The 22,776-nt window shown below is 65.8% G+C and carries 15 protein-coding genes and 1 pseudogene; 4 read left to right on the top strand and 12 right to left on the bottom strand.

From position 1 onward, the window contains the following. Window positions 1-648: 648 nt before the first annotated feature. The 6 genes and pseudogenes from ACFSCW_RS06865 to ACFSCW_RS06840 form a co-directional block, all read right to left on the bottom strand. Window positions 649-798: pseudogene (locus ACFSCW_RS06865) on the bottom strand (helix-turn-helix domain-containing protein); the annotation flags it as partial. A gap of 215 nt (window positions 799-1,013) precedes the next feature. Continuing rightward, the gene (locus ACFSCW_RS06860; protein ID WP_380888108.1) at window positions 1,014-1,970 is read right to left on the bottom strand and encodes a helix-turn-helix transcriptional regulator; all 957 of its coding nucleotides are present in this window, start codon (window positions 1,968-1,970) and stop codon (window positions 1,014-1,016) included. 219 nt (window positions 1,971-2,189) lie between these two features. Then, the gene (locus ACFSCW_RS06855; RefSeq protein ID WP_380888107.1) at window positions 2,190-4,589 is read right to left on the bottom strand and encodes a CaiB/BaiF CoA transferase family protein; all 2,400 of its coding nucleotides are present in this window, start codon (window positions 4,587-4,589) and stop codon (window positions 2,190-2,192) included. Between the two features lie 7 nt (window positions 4,590-4,596). Next, window positions 4,597-6,021 (bottom strand): aromatic ring-hydroxylating oxygenase subunit alpha, encoded by a 1,425-nt coding sequence (locus ACFSCW_RS06850; protein WP_380888106.1) that lies wholly within the window; start codon window positions 6,019-6,021, stop codon window positions 4,597-4,599. A gap of 104 nt (window positions 6,022-6,125) precedes the next feature. Next, complete coding sequence (locus ACFSCW_RS06845; RefSeq protein WP_380888105.1) at window positions 6,126-8,210, bottom strand: hydantoinase/oxoprolinase family protein; 2,085 nt, start codon at window positions 8,208-8,210, stop codon at window positions 6,126-6,128. After that, window positions 8,210-10,036 (bottom strand): hydantoinase B/oxoprolinase family protein, encoded by a 1,827-nt coding sequence (locus tag ACFSCW_RS06840; RefSeq protein ID WP_380888104.1) that lies wholly within the window; start codon window positions 10,034-10,036, stop codon window positions 8,210-8,212. Before ACFSCW_RS06840 ends, ACFSCW_RS06845 begins: the two co-directional genes overlap by 1 nt. A 149-nt stretch (window positions 10,037-10,185) precedes the next feature. On the opposite strand from ACFSCW_RS06840, the gene ACFSCW_RS06835 reads away from it, so the two are divergent. Then, a complete protein-coding gene (locus ACFSCW_RS06835; RefSeq protein ID WP_380888103.1) occupies window positions 10,186-11,163 on the top strand; it encodes an enoyl-CoA hydratase/isomerase family protein in 978 nt (325 codons plus the stop codon). On the opposite strand, the gene ACFSCW_RS06830 is transcribed toward ACFSCW_RS06835, so the two are convergent. Then, on the bottom strand, window positions 11,160-11,477 hold the full coding sequence (locus ACFSCW_RS06830; RefSeq protein WP_380888102.1) for a Rieske (2Fe-2S) protein: 318 nt from the start codon (window positions 11,475-11,477) through the stop codon (window positions 11,160-11,162). The two genes, ACFSCW_RS06835 and ACFSCW_RS06830, sit on opposite strands and share 4 nt — an antisense overlap. Before the next feature lie 162 nt (window positions 11,478-11,639). Here ACFSCW_RS06830 and ACFSCW_RS06825 point away from each other — a divergent pair, with 162 nt between their 5' ends. After that, window positions 11,640-13,358, top strand: coding sequence for an FAD-dependent oxidoreductase (locus ACFSCW_RS06825; RefSeq protein WP_380888101.1), 1,719 nt, complete (start codon window positions 11,640-11,642; stop codon window positions 13,356-13,358). A gap of 33 nt (window positions 13,359-13,391) precedes the next feature. After that, a complete protein-coding gene (locus tag ACFSCW_RS06820; protein ID WP_380888100.1) occupies window positions 13,392-14,156 on the top strand; it encodes an SDR family NAD(P)-dependent oxidoreductase in 765 nt (254 codons plus the stop codon). A gap of 11 nt (window positions 14,157-14,167) precedes the next feature. Here ACFSCW_RS06820 and ACFSCW_RS06815 read toward each other — a convergent pair whose 3' ends face one another. The 5 genes from ACFSCW_RS06815 to ACFSCW_RS06795 form a co-directional block, all read right to left on the bottom strand. Continuing rightward, window positions 14,168-15,034: an SDR family NAD(P)-dependent oxidoreductase gene (locus ACFSCW_RS06815; RefSeq protein ID WP_380888099.1), complete on the bottom strand. Its 867-nt coding sequence runs from the start codon at window positions 15,032-15,034 to the stop codon at window positions 14,168-14,170. A gap of 28 nt (window positions 15,035-15,062) precedes the next feature. Further along, a complete protein-coding gene (locus tag ACFSCW_RS06810) occupies window positions 15,063-15,902 on the bottom strand; it encodes a TauD/TfdA dioxygenase family protein (RefSeq protein ID WP_380888098.1) in 840 nt (279 codons plus the stop codon). 117 nt (window positions 15,903-16,019) lie between these two features. Continuing rightward, complete coding sequence (locus ACFSCW_RS06805; RefSeq protein WP_380888097.1) at window positions 16,020-17,246, bottom strand: MaoC family dehydratase; 1,227 nt, start codon at window positions 17,244-17,246, stop codon at window positions 16,020-16,022. Window positions 17,247-17,343: 97 nt separating this feature from the next. Further along, complete coding sequence (locus ACFSCW_RS06800; RefSeq protein WP_380888096.1) at window positions 17,344-20,811, bottom strand: indolepyruvate ferredoxin oxidoreductase family protein; 3,468 nt, start codon at window positions 20,809-20,811, stop codon at window positions 17,344-17,346. A 25-nt stretch (window positions 20,812-20,836) separates the two neighbouring features. Further along, window positions 20,837-22,111 (bottom strand): metal-dependent hydrolase family protein, encoded by a 1,275-nt coding sequence (locus tag ACFSCW_RS06795; protein WP_380888095.1) that lies wholly within the window; start codon window positions 22,109-22,111, stop codon window positions 20,837-20,839. 167 nt (window positions 22,112-22,278) lie between these two features. On the opposite strand from ACFSCW_RS06795, the gene ACFSCW_RS06790 reads away from it, so the two are divergent. Continuing rightward, the gene (locus ACFSCW_RS06790; RefSeq protein WP_380888094.1) at window positions 22,279-22,767 is read left to right on the top strand and encodes a VOC family protein; all 489 of its coding nucleotides are present in this window, start codon (window positions 22,279-22,281) and stop codon (window positions 22,765-22,767) included. Window positions 22,768-22,776 lie beyond the last annotated feature (9 nt).

Genomic DNA, 22,776 nt, shown 5'->3' with positions numbered 1-22,776 from the left:
GTGGTGTGCAGGCCTGACAGAAATATCCACAGAGCCGCCCGCACATTGAAGCAGGTGTCATGAGTGAGCCACCAGCGTAGGTGAGTTGCCGGACGTCCCGTCGCTGCAGCGAGTTTCGGAACCAATTGCGCGCAGGTCGACGGCTACGAAGCCGAGCCCGTCCCGCAGCTCGACGAGGCCGCCCGCTTCCCGCACGCCGAAGCGTTCGTCGCCAACCTCGGGATCGACTGCGAATACGGCGGCGATGAAGCCTACTACGGGCCGCTGACCGATTGCGTGCACATGCCGCACTTCCGGCAGTTCAAGGATCCGCTGCGCGTCGAGCAGCCCGAGGAAGGCCACCGCCAGTTGTACGGGATCCCCGGCGGCGGAGAGCTTCAGCGCGCTATCGTCGATTGCCGCGGCAATCGTTTCGACCATGGTCTGGCGCATGGCCACGCGCAACTGTTGGGCGGCCGGGGCGGCATCTCCCCAAGTTCCGTTGACCAGCCGGCGGGTCGCGGCGACCTCGTCATTGCCGCGCCATCGCAACATCTGCCGCGCGTAGACCCGGAGCCGCTCTTCGATCGTTTCCCCCGGCTGCGGCACCTCTCGTGCGGAAGCCGCGCTCCACCGTTCGATGCGCTCCGTGACGACGGCGCAGAGCAGCGCCAGCTTGTCCGAGTGGCGCGCATAGAGCGTCAACTTGCTCACGGCGGCGCGTTCGGCGACAAGCTCCATCGTCGTCTGGTCGTAACCGCGCGCGCAAAACAGTTCCCAAGCCGCCGCGATGATGCGTTGATCGATAGCCGCCACCATGGCCTTGCTCGGCCGCCCGCGGGTAGACGGGAGACCGTTCGAAGGGCTGGAGGGGCGCTTGGCCTTCCCGGTCGTGCGAACGCTCATCGAGCAAAACTGTCGCGGGCCGGACCGAATTGCATACATAATAGACGTTCTCGTCGATTATTGGGGGCTCGCTCCGGCGCCGCAGCAACCGTGGCGATGACGGGGAGGCGCGCTTTCGAGCAGCTGGTTTACGCTGATGGACGAAGCGCGACGCTGTCGCGGTATTCGCGCGGCGCCAGCCCATATCGCGACTTGAATTTGCGGCTGAAGTGAGCGCTGCTCTTGAACCCGGCGAGATAGGCGATCTCGCTGACCGTGTACCGGGCCATCTTCTCGTCCTCGAGCCAGCTCTTCGACGTCTCCATCCGTTTGTCCCAGAGAAGATCGGAGAACGACATGTCGTTCCTCTTCAGCACGTGGCACAAGTAACGCAGCGAGATGCCGCAGCTGTCGGCGACCATCTTGGCGTTGAGGTCGAGGTTCGAAAAATTCTTGCTGATGAACTGCACGATGTCGGCGATGCGTTTCTCCGCAAGCGTGAGGCGGTTCGTGGAACCGCCGTACATCGCCTCGACCGCCCGTCCCAGTCCACGCACGAGAGTTCCAACCAACTGCTCGGCGGTTTCCGGATCGACCTCGTCGGCCTCCTCGAACAGCACCTCGAAAATGCGCTCGGCAAGGTGAAGGTCGCCTCTTGTCGCGGGCAAAGGCCGGCCCATCTCGGTCTGCTCGTTTAGCGCGGGATAGAGGATGTGCGTCGGAACAGCGACGTGCATCGCTTCAAGAGGGCCGCGCTCATCCGGCCATAGCTCCATGTAGAAGGCTTGCGACGAACGGGTGATCGCCGCTTCGCCCGGATGAATGGCATAACGTGGGCCCGTGGCGGTGATCGCCATGCGTCCACGGCGAATGAACCAGAACACCGTGAGGTTGGTCTTGTCCTTGCGGATGTGCGTCCACGAGCGCCGAAAGGCCAGCGGGGTCTTAGAGACCAGTTTGTAGATGGCGAACTCGCCGAGAAGGCTCTTGTCGATCCGCATGTCGACTTCCTGCGCCGACAGTGCGATCAGGTCTCCATCGTAATAGTCGGTCTTGTTCTTGCCACGGAACTCGAAGCGGCGGGTCTCATGGTTCGCCGTGTTCATGTCGAACGCCAGTACCGGCATGAGCTTCTAGTACCTCTCCGTGCACCCTGCGAAGGCCGACGATAGCACATCCGGCCAAAGGTTGCACCTTGGACGCGACGCGCCCACGCAGGACAACGGACTCGCGCTTTCCAGACATTTGCTACTGGCCGTCTTGTGCCTTCCGGAAACGAATTGTCTCAGACGGGCATCGCGGGGTTGACCCTCGGTGGCATGAACTCAGTAGATCGCTTGTTCGGCAACGAGCCTGTCGTACTCTTTCGCCGACATGCCAAGGAGTTCGCGATAGATGTAGGCGTCGTGCTCGCCGAGCGCCGGAGCGCCGCGTTCAACCGCCGCCTCGCCTGGCGTCATCCGCCAGCCTGTGCCCATGACTGGCCGCTGGCCGCCGTGCCGATCGTCGACAAAGCGAAAGAATTCGCTGGACCACAACCGGCCATCGCCGATCAGGTCGAGCGAACTCTGGCTACGAAAGGCCGGCACGCCGACGGTGCGCAAAGCCGTGGCCAGGTCGGCGGCGTCATGCGTTCGAGTTCGCTCGGCGACGGCCCTGTCGACCGGCACGCGCTGGGCGAGCCGCTGGCCCGCGGCCGCATACAAATCGGCATCGATGCCCAGCACCAGGCATAACGCCCGCCACTCAACATCGTCGGCGACCGCAATACTGATCCATTCGCCATTGGCGCAGGGATAGCATCCGTGGGGCGCCATCTCCGGGTGAGCATTTCCGTCGCATTTCGGGGTGATGCCGGTAGCGCAATGGGCGAACAAGCTATCGCCAGCCATCGTCGAAATCGCCTCGACCGCCGAAACATCGACGAATTGGCCCTCGCCCGTGCGATCGCGGTGACGCAGGGCGGCCAGCGCCGCGAAGGCCGCGGTCGCGCCTACCGTGGAGTCGCCGTAGCGGATGTTCATGCCTGTCGGTGTCTCTCCCTCATAGCCGACCAGCGAGGTCAGCCCGCCAAGCGCGGCGAAGCTCGGCGCATAGCCAGTCTGGTGCGCGAGCGGACCTTCGCTGCCATACATCTTGATCGAGACCTGGATGATGTCGGGCCGGATTTTCCGCAACAAGTCATAGGTCAATCCGGCGCGCTCCATCGCCCCGGGTCGAAGGTTGTCGAGGACGATGTCCGACTGGGCGACCATCCTCCGCAGCTGGCGCAACCCCTCCTTCGATTTCGTGTTCACGCGAACGCTGAGGACTTCCTGGTTGATGCTCAGGAAGTAGGGCGCGCTATCGATGCTTTCGCCGCCATAGGCGCGCATCTCGTCGAGGTTGGCGAGGCTTTCGACCTTGATGACCTCGGCGCCGAGGAGGGCCAGAAGTTTGCCAGCGTAAGGGCCGGCCCAGACTTTGGTGAGCGCGAGAACCCGCACTCCGGCCAAGGGCCCGCCGCGCTGGCGGAGCTGGCTCACCGGCGCTGATTCCGGTCGCGGTTGCGCAACTCCGATCGCGTTTGGCGCAAGCCCTCTCGGGACCGTATTGCCTGCTGTAGCCGGGAGGGCTTGATCCGCGCCGAGTTTCGGGGCTGGGGCGGTGAGGCACGCCGGGGTCGCGCTCATCCGATATGCCACCGTCGGATAGAGCAAGCCCTCAAGCTCACGGAAATAGCGGCGAAAGGCGTATTGCGGATCGGCGTGGAGATCTGGCGCCGAATTGACAGGCACCAGCGGGACTTTTAGCCGCTGTGCCTGCTCAGAAACTTCGGCCTTCGCGCGCGTGGAAACCCAAGCGCGAAAATGCTGCCGGAAAGTCTCGACCCGCTCGCGGGTGCACTGGAACTCGAGCCAATCCGAAGGAAACGCATCGGCCCAGGCGGGCTCGCCCATCAGTTTGCGCATCCCTGACCAGTGCTGGCCGGTGGTCATCAGCAGAAAGACATGGCCGTCGGCCGACGCGAAAACCGCACCCGGTCCGCCCATGTCGAAGCGGGTGCGCTCGGGACCCGGCTCCTGCTCGCTGGCGAGCATCCTGCCGAGCACGCAATCGCTGCGCGAGATCAACGCCTCGACATCCGAGACCGAGATCGTTCGCCCTTCCCCACGCCGTTCCCGGGCTATCAGCGCGGCCGCGATCGCCAGCGCGGCTTCGAGCCCCGCCTCGTAATCCGTGAGGAAGCGCCCCGCGCCCTTGAGAGGCGGCCGGACCGGATCGGCCTCGCTCGGAGTGTGATAACCCCAGCCGCTGGCGTGCATGACGTTGAGCGGCCGCGCCTGCTGCAGGTTCGCTGGCGCTCCGCGGCCGAACGGCATGACGGCGCAATGAATTAGCGCAGGATGACGCGCCGCCAGCGTCTCGGGGTCGAGCCCGTGACGCTGTTCCCAAGCCTCATCGTGATCGTGGAGCACGACATCGGCGCCAGCGATCAGCGAGGCGAGCACCGACCGGTCGGCCGAGTTGTCGAGGTCGATGGCCACCGACTTCTTGTTGGTATTGAGGTAGAGGAACGGCACGCTGGTGCCGGACACGAATGGGCTCAACGCGCGTGTCTGCGATCCTCCCGGCGGCTCGGCCTTGATAACCTCCGCCCCGAGATCGGCAAACAGCTTGCTCGCGTATTCGCCCGCCACCCGGTGGGCGAGCTCGACGATGCGGATGCCGGCAAAGGCACTCATGCGCAGATCAACGGTTGACCGCAGACCTCCGCTCAAGCGGCTGCATCGCCATGTAGCGGTCGACCGCGTGCTCGAAGTGCCGAATTCGGATTTCCTGATAGTCGCCGAGCGTCAGCCCGCGCTTGGCGCTGGCTTCGAGCCCCTCCTGCTGGAGGAACAGGTTGTCGGTGTCCTGGTCGAGAATCTTGCCGAAACCGGGGTCCATCCCCTCCGCCTCGGCGAACGACTGCGCATCGTCGAGCACGGTTACGGGCGCCGGGAACGGCCGCTCGCCGTCCTTGGGTACGGGGCGCAGGAACAGCACCTCGTAGATGCAGCGGCGATGATCGCGGGGATCGGGACGGAACCGGTAGACCATCGGCAGCGAGATGCCGGGGAAGAGGTAGCAGTTGGGAAACACGGTGTAGGAAAAGCAGTCGAGGATCTCGCTGTCGGAAGTCGCCGAAAGGTCGCTGTTGGTGGCCTGCTCGAACACCGTGCGAAACATGTCTGCCATCGCCTGGCGCGCGGTACCTTCCCCCACCTGGGGTCGGTCCGCGCTCAGCATCGTGCCGTCGCCAACGGTGAACTGGTCGAGGATGTCCTGCTCGCTGTACTGCCCGTCGAGGTGCGGGCTGCACACCCCCAAGGGCGAGATGAAGCGGTTCACGTGTTCGCCATAGACATCATACTGCGAGTTGGCGTCGGCATTGGACGGTGCCACCTGCGGATGAGTGACGATGACGTGGTAAGCCTCCATGAAGGCCTCGACGGTGAGCTTCCAGTTTGCGGGAAAGCTCTTCTGCACGTGTAGGTGGACGTAGCGGTCCTCGAGCTTCCATGCCTCGATATGGGCGACCGCTTCCGCTCCCAGATATTCGCACAGCGTCGGCGCAGTCGGGTCCATGTTGATCCAGACGAAGCCGCCGAGCATCTCCACCCGGGCTTCGGGGAGCAAGAACTTGTCCGCGGTGACATGTGGAAAGTCCCATGGGCAAGTCACGCTTTTGAGCGTGCCGTCGACATTCCAGCTCCAGCCGTGGAAGCTGCACTTGAACTCGTGCGCGCAGCCTTCGCTGCCCGAGGCCCGCAGCTTGGTGCCGCGGTGGAGACAGGCGTTGTAATAGGCACGGATGTCGCCGCCGGCGGCGACACGCGTGATGATGAAGCTGTACGGTCCGAGGTCGTAGACGATGTAATCGCCATCTTCGGGGATGTGCTCCTCGCGGCAGGCGAACTGCCAGGTGCGGGTCCACAGCCGGGCGAACTCCTCGCGCTGGAAGGCGGGATCGACGTAGCGGTTGGTCGAAATGTCGTCGCTGCCGAGATAGGCGTACGATTCCGAGCGCACCCACTTGGGCGCCGCGACGTTGTCGCGCGCGATGATCGCCTGGGTGCTGATGGCGGGGCAGCGGGCCGCGCCTGGTTCGATCTTTCCGGTCTGGACGTTCATCGATCACACTCCGTGGCGAGTTCGGCCACTGTCGACACTTCCCTTATCGCTTCGCCGCCCCGCGCCCAATGACTGGCGGTGCAGAAGCGGTTGGCTCGGCGCGCCTAGCCGGGTTCGACGGAGCCTCGCCGTAGCTCGTAGTCACCGGCATCGTCCACCACCCCACGCCAGCCCGGATAGACGACGATCGTCGTGAACGTTTCCTCGATGATCGCTGGCCCGCTCACCTGAGCTCCCGGCGCAAGGTCGGCGCCGCGGTGGACCGGCGTGGGGACAAAGCCCTTGCCAAGGTTGGCCTGGCGCGTGGATGCAGGCTTCGCGTTGTGCCGCGCTGCTGCAAACCCGCCGCGCGCTGGCGGGTTGGGAGTCCGCACCGAGGCGGTCAGCCGAACGCCGGTCGTTTCGGGCAGCTCGCCCTCGCGGATATGACCGTATTCGGCCATGTGCCGCGCATTGAACAGCGCGATGGCGCGCCTGCCCAGTCCGGGGTCGATGAAGCTGCGGTCGTCGAGGCCGCTGGCCGAACCGACGTCGAAAGTCAGCGACCAGTTCTGGCCGGGGTAGCGCAGCTTCAGTTGATAGGCCGCGTCCACCGCCGCGACGTCGAAGCCAGCATCGGCGAAATGGTCGGCGGCGCGCGAAGCCAGCTCGCCCCACAGCGCATCCAGCTTGGCTAAGTCGAGCGCCCCGGCCGAGGCGGCATAAGCGCGCTCCTCGTCGATGCTGGGATCGGCAACGAGCGTGCCCAACGCCGAGAAAGTGGGCGACGCCTTGGGCACGAGGACCCGCGAAATGCCCAGTTCTTCAGCCTGGATACAGGCAAAGGCCGGACCGTTGCCGCCGTAGGCCAGCATAACAAGATCCTTGGGATCGATGCCCTTGCCCGCCGTTGTCCGGCGCACGCCGTTGGACATGTTGGCGTTGACGACGCGCCAGCAATCGAACGCGGCCTCCTGCGCGCTGTAGCCCAGTTGCGCGCCCACTGCTGCAAAAGCGTCTTCGACGCCATTCTTGGTCAGCGAAAAGCTGCCGCCGGCAAACCGGGTTTCGGTCGACAGGATCCCGAGCATGAGCAAAGCATCGGTAACGGTCGGGCGCGTTCCCCCCCGGCCATAGCATATTGGCCCCGGCTGCGAGCCGGCGGATTCGGGCCCCACTCGCAGCGAGCCGCCCTCAGCATGGCAGATCGAGCCGCCCCCCGCGCCCAGCGTCTCCACCTGGATCATCGGCATGCCGATGAGGTAGCGGTGGTACATGTTCCACCCGGCCTCGGCCGGCGCGAAGCCGCCCAGGACCAGCGATATGTCGTAGGAAGTGCCGCCCATGTCGACGCACAAGAGGTCGGGACAGGCCTTCGCGCGGCCGGCATGCGCGGAACCGACGACGCCGGCCGCCGGTCCCGAGGCCAGCACCCGGACCGGCGCACCGGCGATGTAGTCGCGGGTCATCACCCCGCCCGAAGCCTGCATGACCATAAGCCGCTTGGCATAGCCGCCCGCGCGCAGGCGGGTGACCAGACGTTCGAGATAGGCGGTGACCCGGGGCGCGACGTAAGCGTTGACCACCGTCGTGCTGGTGCGGTCGTACTCCGGTCCGCGCGCCAGGACGCGGTGCGAGACCGACAACGCCACCCCCGGCAGCTCCTCGGCCGCAATCTCCGCGACGCGTCGCTCGTGCGTGGGGTTCACGAACGAGAAGATCAGCGAGATCGCGACCGATTCGACACCCTGCCGGCGGAGCCGCCGACACGCCTCGCGCACCGCGGCTTCGTCGAGTTCGCGGTGGACCGAGCCGTCGAACAGGATGCGCTCGGGAACGGTCAGGCGGCGGCGGCGCGGTACGATCGGCGGCGGCGGGCCAAGGCGGACGTCCCAGATGTCCTCCTTGAAGCCTCGGCGATATTCCATCTCGTCGCGGAAGCCTTCGGTAGTGATCAGCCCGGTGACCGCCCCGTCCATTTCGATCAGCGTGTTGTCGGCCACTGTGGTGCCGTGGACGATGGCGTCGCAACGTTCCAGGAACGCCGCCAGCGCCAGTCCTTCCTTCGCGGCGAGCACTTCGAGGCCTTCCATTACGCCGCGCGAGCGGTCATCGGGCGTGGACAGGTTCTTGTGCAGGACGACTTCGCCGTTCTTGAGCAGTGCGAAGTCGGTAAAGGTGCCGCCGATGTCGATCCCGACCCGGTACATCAGGCGGGCACTCCCGCGTCCGTTCGCGTCCGCGCCATCCGCACCCGCAGTGCGTCGGTCGCCTGCTGGTCAACCTCGAGGTCATAATTCTCCACGAAGCCGGTCAGCACCACGCCATACTTGTCGCGCGCGGCGTCGATGCTGACGAGCTCGTCGAGAACGTCGTCGCGCACGGCGGCAGGGTCGCGATTGAGCGCGACACCGAAGCCGGCGCCGCCGCCGTGCTGATAGGCAATCGCTGCGCCCGCGGGCAGTTGCGCCTGAGCTCGCAGGTCGATCTTGTATTCGTTGTCGCTGCCCACCTCGAACCAGTTGCCGTAAGGGCTGGCGTCGTCGCCGCCGCACATGCCGCGCAAGGGATGATCGGCCGACACCATCCAGGTCATCGCCATCACCGGCTCGAGCACTTGCTTGACGTTGCGGCTGCCTGGCATGCCGCGCCACTGGCCGGCGCCACCCGTATCGATGGTCATCTCCCGGCTGAGGTTGAGCACTGGATAGCGCGCTTCGAAGTCCTCGGCCTCCGACAGCAGGAGGTTGCCGAGGCTGACCGGGCATGAGCCCCAGCCGTCGATCCCTGCCACCGCCGAAGAATCCATCGAGCGGCAGTCGACCCCCTGATCCATCCACATCCCGCTGGCGCCGAACCCGATCACGGCGTTGGGCATCCCGATCTTGTAGAGCTGTGGCGCGGAGCGTTCGGGGACAACGCTCGACAGCGCCAGGCACACCGCCTCGGTAATCTCGCAAGCCGGATGGAACGAGCCGAGCGCGGCCGGCTTGTTGGGCGGCGGCTGGGCAATGCAGCCCTCCGGAACGACGATCTCGACCGCATTGAAGAAGCCCTCGTTCTTGACGATGTCGGGCGACACCGCGGCGGCTAGTTGGGTCATCACGTAGGAGCGGGTGTTGCCGAAGGTGTTCCACACCCCGACCAGCTCCGGGCGGTCGTCGGTGCCGGTCAGGTCGACGGTCAGCTGGTCGCCGGCGATCGTGCAGGCGACGCGGACCTTGACGTCCTTGTTGCCCACGGTGTCGTGGTCTATCAACACTTGGGCGTCGTAAGTGCCGTCGGGCCAGCGCGCGACCTCTTCCCGAAAACGCCGCTCGCTGTCCGCAATCGCGTGGTTGATCGCGGCGCGGACGGTATCGGCGCCCCATTTGCGCAAGAGGTCCTCGATCCGACCGACGGCGAGCTGAACCGCGCCGATCATCGCCGCGAGGTCGCCGGGAAAGGTGGCGAAGCGGTTGTTGCGCTCGACCAAGTGGATTGCATCGCGCCGCTTCTCGCCGCGGTGGACGAGCTTGAGACAGGGGATCGCGAGCCCCTCGGTAAAGATGTCGGTGGCCTCGAGCGTGAAGCCGCCGGGATCCTTGCCCCCGGTGTCGCCCTGGTGTGCTTGCAGCGCCTGGATCATAACCAGGCGCCCCACATCGTCGTAGACCGGCGCATAGACGTTGTAGTCCGGCAGATGGCCGCCACCGAAGTCGGGATCGTTGCCGAGAAACACGTCGCCCGGACCCCAGTCGTAGGCGTCCTGCTGCATCAGGCCGTAGCGGACGGTCAGTTGCGAGACGAACGTCAGATGCGGGGTTCCGATCGAGCCCGAAGCGAGGCGTCCGTTGGCGTCGACGATGCTCGCATTGCGCTCGTTCGACTGGTTGATGATCGGCGAGGAGGCGGCGCGGCCGAGGTGCGTGGCCGCCTGGAAGCAGATCGTCTCCATCGCCCCGCGGATGATGTCGGCGGTCACCGGATCGACGCTGGCGGTTGTCGTCAGGGGCGGACAGGGCGCGGCTAGTTTGCGGTTCAATTCATAGGACATGCTAAGCTCCTAGGGCGAATAACCTTCCGTCGTCTTTGCCCACGCGTGTAACGAGGCAAGCCTCGCGCCGTCCATGCCGCGGCGGGAGTCGCGCGGCGGCAACGCGCACGATAGCGCGCATGACGGACATATCGCGAAGGAGTTGTTCGATGACCCAGCCGAGCGCGGCCAACCTCAAGGCCGAGGCGCAGAAGTTCATCCGCTACGAAAAGGACCGTGCCCGCAAGATCGCGACGTTGACGTTCGACCGTGTCGACAAGGCCAATGCGACCAATATCGGCATGCGCCTGCTATTCGGCGAGCTGGTCCACAAGGCCAACATCGATGACGACGTGAAAGTCCTGGTCATCCGCGGAGAAGGCCAGGACCTGGGCACCGGCGGCGATATCGACGAGCACGGCGACAAGTACCTCAATCCGGCCGTCGATGACAATTTTCTCTCCGACCTCGAGATCGATGATCCCGACGTCCGCTACCCGCCGGGCGGCAGCTACCGCTTCCTCCACGGGCTGACCGACCATTACGCCAAGGGCCGCGCGGGCAACCGCCCGCTTCAGGAATTCAAGAAAATCAGCGTCGTCGAAGCCAAGGGCTATTGCTACGGCTGGCACTTCTACCAGTGCGCCGACGCCGACCTGATCGTCTCGTCGGACGATGCCTTGTTCGGCCATCCGTCGTTTCGGTACGCCGGGTGGGGACCGCGCATGTGGCAGTGGCTGGAAATGGTCGGAGTGCGCCGCTTTTCCGAGATGCTGTTCACCGGGCGGCCGTTCACCGCCCAGGAAATGCTCGACTGCAACTTCGTCAACAGCATAGTGCCGCGCGACCGGCTCGAGGCCGAGACCGAGAAGTACGCCGATGCCTGCTCGCGCACGCGCCCGCTCGATGTCGTGGTGGCGCAGAAGACTTTCATCGAATGCTACAAGCAATACCGTGGCGAGTATCTCGGCAGTCTGATGACCGGCTGGCTCGAGGGAATGCTGCCGCTGATGAAGGACGATCGCTTGGGCGAGGTCAACCTGGGCAAGGGCGGCTTCGACGCCGGCATCGCCGCCACGGTAAAAAACAACGACCTCAACTATCCGCCCGAGTGGCGGCTCAGCCGGAGAGGCCGGGCGAAGCCCTAGCCGAGCGCGACCTGGACCACGTCGCCGTCGATCCGCACCTCGAAAGTGCGGATCGGCTCCTTGGCCGGCGGGTTCATCGCGCGGCCGCTGGCCAGCTCGAACCGCGCTCCATGCGCCGGGCAGCTGATCCAGCCCTGGCGCATTCGTCCGCACTCCAGCGCCTCGTCGGCGTGCGAGCACTTGTTCTCGATCGCGAAGATGCGGTCTTGGCTGTGGCACAGCAGGATCGACCGGTCACCCGCCACGACCTTTCGGACCTCGCCGGACGGTACATCGGCCAGGCGGGCGACAGTCGTGAACACAGCTTCGCTCATCGCCTGCCTCTCGTCAGAAACGGGCGGTCAAGCAATCGCCGGCGGCCAAACCGCGCGCGCAAGCAAGTGCTTCTGCAGTGCAGGTCATTGGGCTGAAACCGCGCGCGTGGGAAACGCCCCTTCGTTCGGGCGTGCCGCGCCCTTCGGCAGACGAGGCCACGCGTGACCGATCCCAGCGATGCCTACGATGTAGTCGTCATCGGCTCCGGCGCGGCCGGAGCGTCCGCGGCCTTGCGCGCGGCCGATCTCGGGCTGTCGGTGCTGATCGTCGAGAAGGAGCACAAGTTCGGCGGCACGTCGGCGACTTCGGGAGGGGTGATATGGGTTCCCGGCCACGGCATGGACGGCAACGCCAGCGACACGCGCGAAGACGCGCTGACCTATCTGCGCAGCGTCATCAAGGTCCCGGTCAACGAGGAGCGGCTCGAAGCCTACATCGATCAGGCGCCGGCAATGCTGGCCTTTCTCCGCAAGGCTGGCGTCGAAGTCATGGCCGCGGCCTGGCCCGACTACTTCCCCGACCGGCCCGGCGCACGCGCCGACCGCTCCGTGATCTGCCCGACGTTCGACGGGCGTGAGCTGGGCGATGCGCGCTATCCGCTGATGCGCGAGCAGTTCAACCGCTTCAAGCTGTTCCACCGCTATGCAATGGACCTGACCGAAACCTTCTCGCTGATGATGCAGCAGAAGGGTTGGCGTGGCACCGCGGCGAAGATGATCGCGCGCTACTGGACCGACCGCGGTGCGCGCGCCAACTCCCCGCGCGACCGCCGCTTTACGCAGGGCGCGGCGCTGATGGGATCGGTTTACAAGCAGGTGTTCGCCCGCGGTGTCGAATTGCGGACGGAAACCCGGCTCGAGGAGATCAGGCTCGACGCTGGCGGCGAAGTCGCCGGCGTGATCGTCTCGCGCTTCGGACAACACCACGAGATCGCGGCGCGCCATGGCGTGATCCTTGCGGCGGGCGGATTCGAGTGGAACCAGCAGCTGCGCGATCGATTTTACCCTGCTCCCGGACTGATCTGGCATTCTTCCACCCCCGAAGGCGCCAACCGCGGTGAAGCCCTGCTCGCCGCCGAGCGGATCGGCGCGACGACCGAGCACACCGAGCAGGGCTGGTGGATTCCGACCACCAGCTTCCCGATGCCACAGGCCTCCAACTTCCACGAAACCCACCAGGCCGCCTTCGACGTCGGGCGCCCCTGGAGCGTGTGCGTCAACCGCAACGGATTGCGCTTCGTCAACGAGGCGACTGGTTACGACAGCTTCGGCCAAGCCATGGTCGACGATCACTTGCGCACCGGCGCCAACATGCCGTGCTGGCTGGTGTTCGACGCCAAGTTCCGCGCCCGGTTCAGCGCGGGCGGGCTGATGCCGACAGTCCATACCCCCGAACGCAAGATCCCTTCGGACTGGTGGGACCACTACGTGTTTCGCGCCGACACCATCCCCCTGCTCGCGCAGAAGATCGGCGTTCCGGCGAAGGCGCTCGTCGGCACCGTGGCGAAGATCAACGAATTCGCGATGACCGGCGTCGACACCGAATTCGGCCGCGGCGGCAACATTTACGACCAGTTCTTCGGCGATCCGACCGTCGCGCCCAATCCCAACCTTGGGCCGATCGACACCGCGCCGTTTTACGCGGTGCCTATCAACAACGGCGACCTCGGGACCAAGGGCGGAGTCCGCTGCGACGCGCGCGCGAGGGTGCTCGATGGCGAAGGCCGCCCGATCCCCAAGCTCTATGCCGCCGGCAACAATGCCGGCTCGCCGTTCGGTGACTGCTATCCCGGCGCGGGGGCGACGATCGGGCCCGCGATGACCTTCGGCTTCGTCGCGGCCAACGACATTGCCGAACGCACCGGCAACCTGCGCGCCTGATGGCGCTGGCCCCGCCCGCTCGAGGAGGATCACGTGAGCAAATCGGAAGTCGCCATCGTCACCGGAGCGGCAGGAGGAATCGGCCAGGCAATCGTCGCGGCGCTCGCCGCGCAGGGGGTCGCGGTGGTTGGCACTGGGCGAGACGAGTCCAGGCTCCGTGCGCTCGGTGACGGCCTCTCGCCTGAGGCCGCGTTCAGTCACGTCGTCGCCGACATCACCGCAGCCGACGCGCCGCGGCGCATCGTCGAGCACGCACTCGAGCGCTTCGGGCGTATCTCTTATCTGGTCAACAACGCCGGGGCCGGGGTCTGGGCGCCTGTCCACGAGACCAGCGACGCAATGCTCGACGAAGTCATCGGCATCTCCCTGCGCGCGCCATTCCGGCTCTCCCGCGAAGTCATTCCGCACATGGGCAAGGGCTGCGCGATCGTTACCATCGGCTCCACCTTCGGGATCATGGGCGGGCTCGACGGCGGTATCTATTGCGCGGTCAAGGCGGCGTTGACGGGACTGACCCAGACGATGGCGGCGCAGTACGGCGAACAAGGCATCCGAGCCAACGTGGTCGCGCCGACCGTGGTCAGGACGCCGATGACCGAGGCGGCTTGGGATTATCCGGCGTTCCAGCGGATCAACCAGGGATTGACCCCGTTCTACCGCGACTGCCTGCCCGACGACGTCGCCAACGCGGTAGCGTTCCTGTGTTCGGCCAAGGGCGAGTTCATTAATGGCCAAGTCCTGCCGATCGACGGCGGCTGGAGCACGACCCGAATGATCAACCCGCGCTTCGCCGCCTGAGCTGCGGTGCGTCAGTTGACGGAGGGCGGAATCCCGACTTCCTGTTCGTACCGCAGCGTATCGTCGAAGCAGGCCTCGACGATGTCCGAGTAGGTCTTGCGGAAATCCTCGCGCTGCTCGGAGTGATCGAACACGAAGGGCCGATCGTTGCGCACCGCGGTGAGCACCATCGGCGCCACGCCTTCGGGCCAGTAGAACTTTATCGGGTTCTTCTCGAACGACGCCTTGGGAATCTTCATCTTCGCGTCGGTCGGGCCGCCGAACTTCTCCGGCCGATAGCTGTTGTTGTGCAGCCGCATTCCGCCGACCACCCCGCCTGAGCAATAGATCGTGGTCTTGATGTTGAATTCGTCGATTTCGCGCTGGAGGTTCATGACGTAGCCGATCAGGCCCATCTTGGCGGCGCAATACGGTGCGTGGATCGGGATGTGCGCCGGGGTCAGCCCGGCCATCGACGACGACACGATGATGTGACCCGACCTGGCCTCGATCATGTCGGCCAGGAAGGCCTTGGTGATCCATATCCCGGCCATCAGGTTGACCTGGATCATCCATTCGATCTCGCGATCGTCCATCTCGACGACCGGGACGAACGAGCTCGCGCCGGCGTTGGAGAACAGCAGCTCGATCCGGCCCACCGCCGCGTTAGCCTCGGCCTTCATCCGCGCGATGTCACCGCGCTCGCACACGTCGCACTGGATGGCGACGGCCCTGCCGCCCTCTGCAACAATCTCGTCGGCGACCTCGCGGGCATTGTCGAGACGAATGTCGGCAAGCGCGACCGAGGCGCCTTCCTTCGCCAAAGCCTTGGCCAAGGCCATGCCGATGCCGCTGCCGCCACCGGTAACGAGCGCGGCCTTGCCCGCGATTTCGGTCATGCCCTTCTCCTTTGAACCACGCTGGCAGCTACTTGACCATCTCGTGGCCGGCGACCGAGGTCCGATGCATCGAACGCCCCGAGCTCTTGTCGTAGGGACGCGCGCGGTGGAGCGTGCCGGGATTGTCCCAGATCACAAGGTCGCCCACTTCCCAGGTGTGCTTGTAAGAGAAATCGGGTTGGCCGGCCCATTCGGTCAGCCGCGCCAGCAGGGCGCGCCCTTCGGCGGGCTCCATCCCCACGACCTTGTCCGCGGTCAGCCCGATGACCAGCGACTTGCGCCCGCTATCGTGTTTCCACACCAGCGGATGCGTGTTGACCGGCAGCCCCTTGATCATCTCGACATGCTCTTGGGGAAGCTGGTCGAGGAAGTTGCGGCAGCCGGCATACATGCTGTGCTCGACTTGAAGCTCCTCGAACGCGTCCTTTTCGCTCTGCGGAAGGTGCTCGTAAGCAGCGTAGGTGCTGGCGAACTCGGTGTCGCCGCCTTCTGCGGGGACGACCCGCCCGCTCAGCACGGTCGCCTTGGGGGGGGTCATGTCCCTTTTCCCGACGAGCCCGTCCATGTGATAGAAGAACGTCGACAGCACCGTGGCCGGGAACTTGTTGAGCTTGGGATCAAGTGTGACGTTGTAGACGTCAGGGCTGTCTCCCGCGGACTCCCCTGTCAGGTTGATTCGCCCGCCTAGGCTGTCGGTGAACGCCAGTTGCTCCTCGTCGCTGGCGTTGAGCCGGGGGAAGACGAGCACCTGGCGTTTCTCCAACAGTTCGGCGCATTGCTCGGCCAACTCGGGCCGCGTGAAGTCCGCCCGGTCGACATGGATTCGCGCGCCGATCGCCGGCTTGATCGGTTCGATGTCCATTTTCATCGCAATCGTCCTTTTCCTCGGCGCTCGCCACGCCGTAGTGCCGAGCATCCCCTGCCAGCGCAGACCGGCGAAGGAAATGATTGAGCGCGCAGAACCCGCTTGCCGCAGACGCAATCGCTAGAGCGGGTTTCCTCTCCAGTCGGTATCGACGCTGCCGCTCGGCGCCAGCAGCGGTACCTCGACCTCGGCCACGGAATCGACCAGGACTTCGCCGTCTTGCGTGGTCGCCCGCGCCTTGATCGTCACCAGCGGCACGCCCCAGCCGCTCTCCTCCTGCTTGTCGACCACTTCGGCGTCGATGAAGGTCGCGTCCCCTTCGAACGCGGGGCCGCGGAAATTGGACTTGATGTGACGCACCATCCCGCGGTGCCCCGCCCAGTAGGCCAGCGTGTCGGTCATCCACCCGCCCATTGTCGCGCCATAGCCATACGCCCGGAACATGCCGATTTGACCGGCCTTGTCGGTATCGACATGGGCACGCGACGGCCCGCCATAGAGCCCGTCGCGCTTGCGCGGATCGATCGTCGCGCCGTCAAGGTCGTAGGCAAATCCCTCGATCCACCCGGAATCCTGGTTGAGCCACGGGTCCGCGACGCCTTCAGGCACCGTCCAGCGATAGGTGCCCCAAGTATCCTGGATGAACGCCCGGTATTCGGTGGTGAAGCTGGCGATCGTGTGCGGACCCATCACCCGGCGCGGCAGCTTGGTGCCAACCTTAACATCGGCGAACAACGGCGAGGTGCCTTCGCGGTTGGATTGAATCCAAGCGACCCTCGCTCGATCGAGTGCGGCCAGCTCCTCGCTGCTCCAGCGACGAATCGGCTTGTCCTGGTTGTCGTACATCCCTCGCTTCTCGGCTTCGGCCGCGAGGTAGCGTATCGCCGTCGCGCGCTCCTTGGCGACGAGCGCGCCATGCTGGTTGGTGTGGATGGTGTCCCCGTGCGAGAACATCGTCGGGCCGGCGAACTTGGTGTCGGTCACCTTGTAGCCGTGAAAGCGCCGTTCCTGGACTAGGCGGTCGCCGGGACGGATCGGGGTGCCGTAGAACCACCATTCCTCGCCGCCGAAAATCAGGTGCGAGCCGGGAATGCGGCCGACGCACGCCGGCTGCACCCCGTGGGCATAGTCCATCGCCACTGCGAACGACTGCGGCGCGACTATCCCGCCGAAGCGCGAGCCGCGCGCGAACTCCTCGTTCCAGTGGATTGGGCTGGGGTAATCGAGCGCCATGACCCAGCGGCGGATGTCGGTCGCCGAGCACGGCTCCCACATCTGTCCGCCGCCGACGAGCTTGCCGACGCGCGGCTCGACGTCGCTGAGATCGAATTCCACCGTGTCGGCCATGGTCAGTTTCCCCGTGCGCGGCGCCTTTGCCTAGGCAATGGTAGCGTGGCAAGCGATCGTCGGCGTTGCTCCACCTGAGGCAAGTGGACGTGCGGGTTCACGCCGCATCGGCGGCAACCGGGGAGCCCTCAGTCTGGGCGCGCAGCGCTGCGGCGAGACGGTCTTCCATCTCGATAACGCGCGACCGGAAGGCAGCGACGCCGCGAGCCTTGACCGGGCCGAAGCCGGCGATCAGCGCAGCACTGGCGGCGATTTCCGTGGCCAGTTCGGCGGTCTCGTCCGTGATGCGCTCGGCAAGAGCGCCAATCAGGGCGCGATACTCGCCAATCAGCGCGCGTTCCATCCGTCGTTCGGCGGTGTAGCCGAACACATCGAGGGGCGTTCCGCGCAGGCGCTTGAGCCACGCGAGAAGGCGAAACGCGCCGAAAACCCATGGGCCCAGGGCAATCTTGCGCGGGCTGCCGGTCTTGACGTCTTTGCGCCACGCCAGCAGCGGCGGGGCGAGATTGACCGCGAGCCTAGGCTTACCGTCGAACTCGGCATCGAACTCCGCACGAAACTCCGGGCGCACATAAAGCCGCGCAACCTCGTACTCGTCTTTGTAGCTCATCAGCCGGGCAAGCTGCTCGGCGACCGCGGTGAGGAACCGCTCGCACTCGCCGACGTCCCGCTGCCGCAGCCGCTCGGCGATCTGCGACACGAACTCCTTGTAAGAGGCCGCATAGGCCCCGTTCTGATATGCGGCGAGGAGGCTCGTGCGGCTTTCGAGCATCGCCTCGAGTGTTTGCGGAACCCGCTGGGTGGGCGCGATCGGCAGCACTGCGGCCAGCTCGTCGGGGAACGCCTGTGCCACCCGGCCGAGCGCGAACGCCGCCAGATTGGTTTCGGCCGCTGTCCCGTTGAGGCAGATCGCCTGCTCGAGCGCCGCGGGCGCGACAGGCAGCAAGCCCGCCTGCGCGGCGTAACCGAGCAGGAGCGGATTGCTGAAGATGGTGTCGCCGAACGCCGCCCGCGCGATTGTGTTGGCCTCGAGCTGAGCGAGATTGCCGGCAGCGATCCGCCGCTCGAACGCGGGGAGAAAGCGCTCCGGCCGCAAGTCGAGATCGTGGCGGGTCTGAAACTCACCGGTTGGAACGACATCGCGGTTGGCGACGACGATCGATCCGTTGTGCAACGTTGCCAGCGCTTCCGGCGCGGTGCCGACGACGAGATCCCCCGCGATCACCGCGTCGGCTTGGCCGAAACCGAGACGCGCGCTCGGTATGGCGCAAGCCTTCGAGGCGAAGCGGACGTGGCTGGTCACCCCGCCGCCCTTCTGCGCCATTCCGGTCATGTCGAGAACCTTGACCGCCTTTCCCTCGATGTGCGCGGCCATCGCCAGCAGCGCGCCCAGCGTGAGCACGCCGGTCCCGCCGATGCCGCAGATCAGCAACGAGTAGCCGCCGCTAACATTCGCCAGCGGAGGCTCGGGCAGTCGCGCGACAAGCGGCTCGAGCACTGCCGAGTCAGCCCCGCGCCGCGCTACTCGCGCCCCCGTCACTGACACGAAAGACGGGCAAAAGCCCTTGATGCAGCTGAAATCCTTGTTGCAGGTCGATTGATCGATCCGTCGCTTGCGTCCGAATTCGGTCTGCAGAGGCTGAACGCTGACGCAGTTCGACTGGACCGAGCAATCGCCGCAGCCCTCGCAGATTGCCGCATTGATGAACAGGCGCATGTCCGGATCGATCGCGATGCCGCGTTTGCGCCGACGGCGGTTCTCGTTGGCGCAGGTCTGTTCGTAAACGATGGCGCTGACCTGGGCGCGACCGCGCAGCTCGCGCTGAACTTGGTCGAGTTCGTCGCGATGGCCAATTCGCACGCTTGGCGGCAGCTTTCCGGCCCACCGCGTCGGGTCGTCGCTGAGCACGACCACCGGCGCGACCTTCTCCGCGATCAGCGCGGCGACGATCATCGGCACGCTGGTCCCGCCTTCCATCGGCTGGCCGCCGGTCATCGCCACGGCGTCGTTGAAGAGGATCTTGAAGGTCATGCGGGCGTTTGCCGCGACTGCGGCGCGGATGGCGAGAATGCCCGAATGGGTGAACGTGCCGTCGCCCATGTTGGCGAAGACATGGCTGGTCTCAACGAAGTGCTGCGCGCCTATCCACGGGAGTCCTTCGGCGCCCATTCCCACGACGTTCATGGTTCGCCGCTCGGGCATGAAGGCGGCCAGGCCGTGGCACCCCGTGGCGCCCATCGCGAAGCTGCCGTCGGGCAAGAGCGTGCTGGTGTTGTGGGGGCAACCCGAGCAGAAGAACGCGGGGCGTATCGCGATCGCCGCATCGCGGTGCGCGGCGTCGAGCGTGCGCCAGTGCGCTGCTCTAGCCTCGAGCTCGGCGTCGCTTATCCCCAACCGGTGGAAGCGTTGTTGCAAGACGCGCCGGACCATCGCCGGGTCGATCACCCCGTCGAGCGGGAGCAGCGTCCGGCCCTGCTCGTCGCGCTTGCCCAGCACCGTTGGGCGCGAGTCGGACAGAGGATAGAGCGCCCCAGTCAGCTGCTCCTCGATCACCGGGCGCTTTTCCTCGATAACGAGCACCTCGCGCGCACCGCCGCACGCCTCGCGAGCGAACCCAGGATCGAGGGGCCAGATCGCGCCGAACTTCACTAGGGTAATCCCCAAGGCGGCGCAGCGGACGTCGTCGAGCCCGAGGTCGAGCAGGGCTTGGCGGAGGTCGAGCCAAGCTTTGCCCGCGCTGACGATCGCCAGCAGAGGACGGTCCGCCGGCACGACCACGCGGTTCAATCCGTTTGCGCGAATGAAGGCGAGCGCAGCGGGCAGGCGGTGGTTGAGAACCAGGTCCTCCTGGCGCAGCGGGGGCGATCCGCGTTGCAGGTTGAGCTGCTCGCGCCGCTCCGGACGGACAAGAGTCGGCTCTCGCAGCGTGACTGACGCGGTCAGGTCGAGCATGTCGGTGACCGCCTTGAGCCCGACGTAGAGTCCGCTGAACCGCGACAGCTCCCACCCCATCGCGCCGAATTCGAGAATTTCCTCGGTGGTCGAGGGCGCTAGGACCGGGATGAACCCGGCGATCAGCGTATGGTCGGACTGGTGCGCGGAAGCGGAGGACTTCCCCCCATGATCGTCTCCGGCGACGACCAGCACGCCACCGTGCGCCGCGGTGCCTTCGAAATTGGCCAGCTTGAGCGCTTCGCACGCGCGATCGACGCCCAGTCCCTTCGCGTACCACATCGCGAACACGCCCTCGAACGGGGACGGCCCGAACCAGTCGAGCTGCTGCGTGCCGCGCAGGCTGGTGGCGGCAAGCTCTTCGTTGAGCCCTGGTTCGAAGCGGATGTCGTGCGCATCGAGCAGGTCCCCTGCAGCCCACAGCTGCGCATCGAGCGTGGTGATCGGCGAGCCGCGGTAGCCGGTGATATACCCGGCGCTACGCCGCCCGGCCGCCCGATCGCGGCGGGCTTGGTCGAGCGGCAGGCGGACAAGTGTCTGCATGCCGGACAGGAGCACCTGCCCCGAGCGCTGCTCGAAGCGATCCGTCAGGGAGACAACTTGCTTGGTCACAAGTTACGCGACGATGGCGCGTGCCTCACGCGGCGGCGCGCCGGTTTTGCCGGTTCGGGTCGTGCTTGTGGATGCGTCCGCCGACCATGATGTGGACTATGCGATCGGCATCGGTCAACAGCCGCGCATCCTGCGAGGGGTCGCCGTCGACCAGCAAGAGATCCGCCAGCTGGCCTTCCCTGATCGTCCCCAGCGCACCGTCATCGCGCATGGCGAGGCCGCCGTTGCGGGTGGCGCAGAGCAGCGCGCCTTCGGGGGTGTAACCGTAGTAGTCGACGAAGAACTGGAGGTCGCGGGCGTTGGTGCCCTGCGGGCTCCAGGCGAAACCATAGTCGCCGCCGATCAGGTGTCGCACACCACGCTTGCGCAGCTCGGTGTGGGTCTTGACCGATTCTTCGAGCAGCGCATTGATGCCCATGTATCCGCCGACTTCGGACGACAGGCCATACGGCGCGGCCTCGTTCCTGACGATCGTGTGGAACAGGCTGACGGTCGGAACCACGAATATCCGGTCCTTGGCCTCCTCCATCATGTCGAGCAGCTCTTCGTCGGAGTGCTCGCAATGGAACAGGCCGTCGACGCCGGCGTGGATGCAGCGCTTTGAGCCTTCGATCGAGCGCGTGTGCGCGTTGATCTTGCGGCCATAGGCGTGCGCGGTCTCGGCGGCGACGCGGATTTCCTCGAAGGTCATCGGCGTGGTGTGGCCGGGAGTGCCTGGGTAGAACGGATCGCCCGAGACATCGAGCTTGATGTTGTCGACCCCCTCGCGGCAATGCAGCCGCACCGTGCGGCGCATCTCGTCGACGCCGTCGACGATGCTCGAAGGCCCGACCCGCGGGTTGTGCTCCTTGCCCTCGTCACCCATCGCGCCGGTCACGCTGATCTCGAGCCCGCCGGCACGGATGCGCGGCCCCGGCAGCCGTCCGGCGTTCACTTCGTTACGCACCGCGACGCCCAACCGCAGCTTGGCCTCGGACGCTCCGTAGACGCTGGTGAACCCGGCATCGAGCAGCGCCTTGGCACCGCGCGCGGCGGAGAAAACCTGCTCCTCGGGCGAGGGGCGAATGAGATCCTCGGTAGCGGTCACCGCTTCGAACGAAAGATGGCCATGACCTTCGACCAGGCCGGGCATCAGCGTGAGCCCGCGAGCGTCGACGATTTGCGCGTCGGCCTGGGCGATCTGGCCGGTGGTGCGGCTGATCGCGGCAACCCGCTCATCTTGCACCAGCACATCGCCCTCGAACGGTGCGGCGCCGGTCGCGTCCCACACCCGCGCACCTACGAATAGCGTGCTGTTCATTACGCCTCATTCCGGCTTCCGAGCTTTAAAGCTATACCTTGTCGGGCGAAGCGAGCCGAATGACCGGGCGCGCATCGCCGCTTGCCTCACTCTGCTGAGGCCCGGGCCCTCGACTTGCAGGTTTCCCACGCTTCCCGCATCCCCCTCGGGTCATCGAAAGGTCTGTCATGATCCGCGGGATTCATCACGTCTCGGTCCACGTCCGCGATCTGGACCGGATGATCGCGTTCTACCGCGACGCGTTCGGCTTCGAAGTCGTGGGTGAGCAGTTCGCCTGGAACGAGGGCGAGGACACGCTCGATCGGTTGCTCGACGTACCCCGTTCCGCCGCGCGCGGGGCGATGCTCAAGGCCGGCAACGCGTACATCGAGCTGTTCCAGTGGTCCAACCCGCCGCCCAACTCGACCCGGCCACTCGATCCGTTCGACAAGGGCTACACTCACTTCTGCGTCGACGTGTCCGACATCGAGCAGGAATACGAGCGGCTGCGCTCGGCCGGTATGACCTTCGGCAGCCCCGCCCCGGTTGACATGGGCCACGTCAAATCGGTCTACGGGCGCGATCCGGAAGGCAACGTCATCGAAATCCAGCAGACTGCTCCGGGTAGCGACATGCCCTTGGCGATGGCAGGTGCAAACCTGACTGCGCCCGCCTGAGCCGAGCGG

The sequence above is a fragment of the Sphingomonas tabacisoli genome, assembly GCF_042678385.1.
Classification (GTDB): domain Bacteria; phylum Pseudomonadota; class Alphaproteobacteria; order Sphingomonadales; family Sphingomonadaceae; genus Sphingomonas_B; species Sphingomonas_B tabacisoli.
The sequence above is the reverse complement of the archived record's forward strand: the minus strand, read 5'-3'. Positions and strand labels throughout refer to the sequence as shown.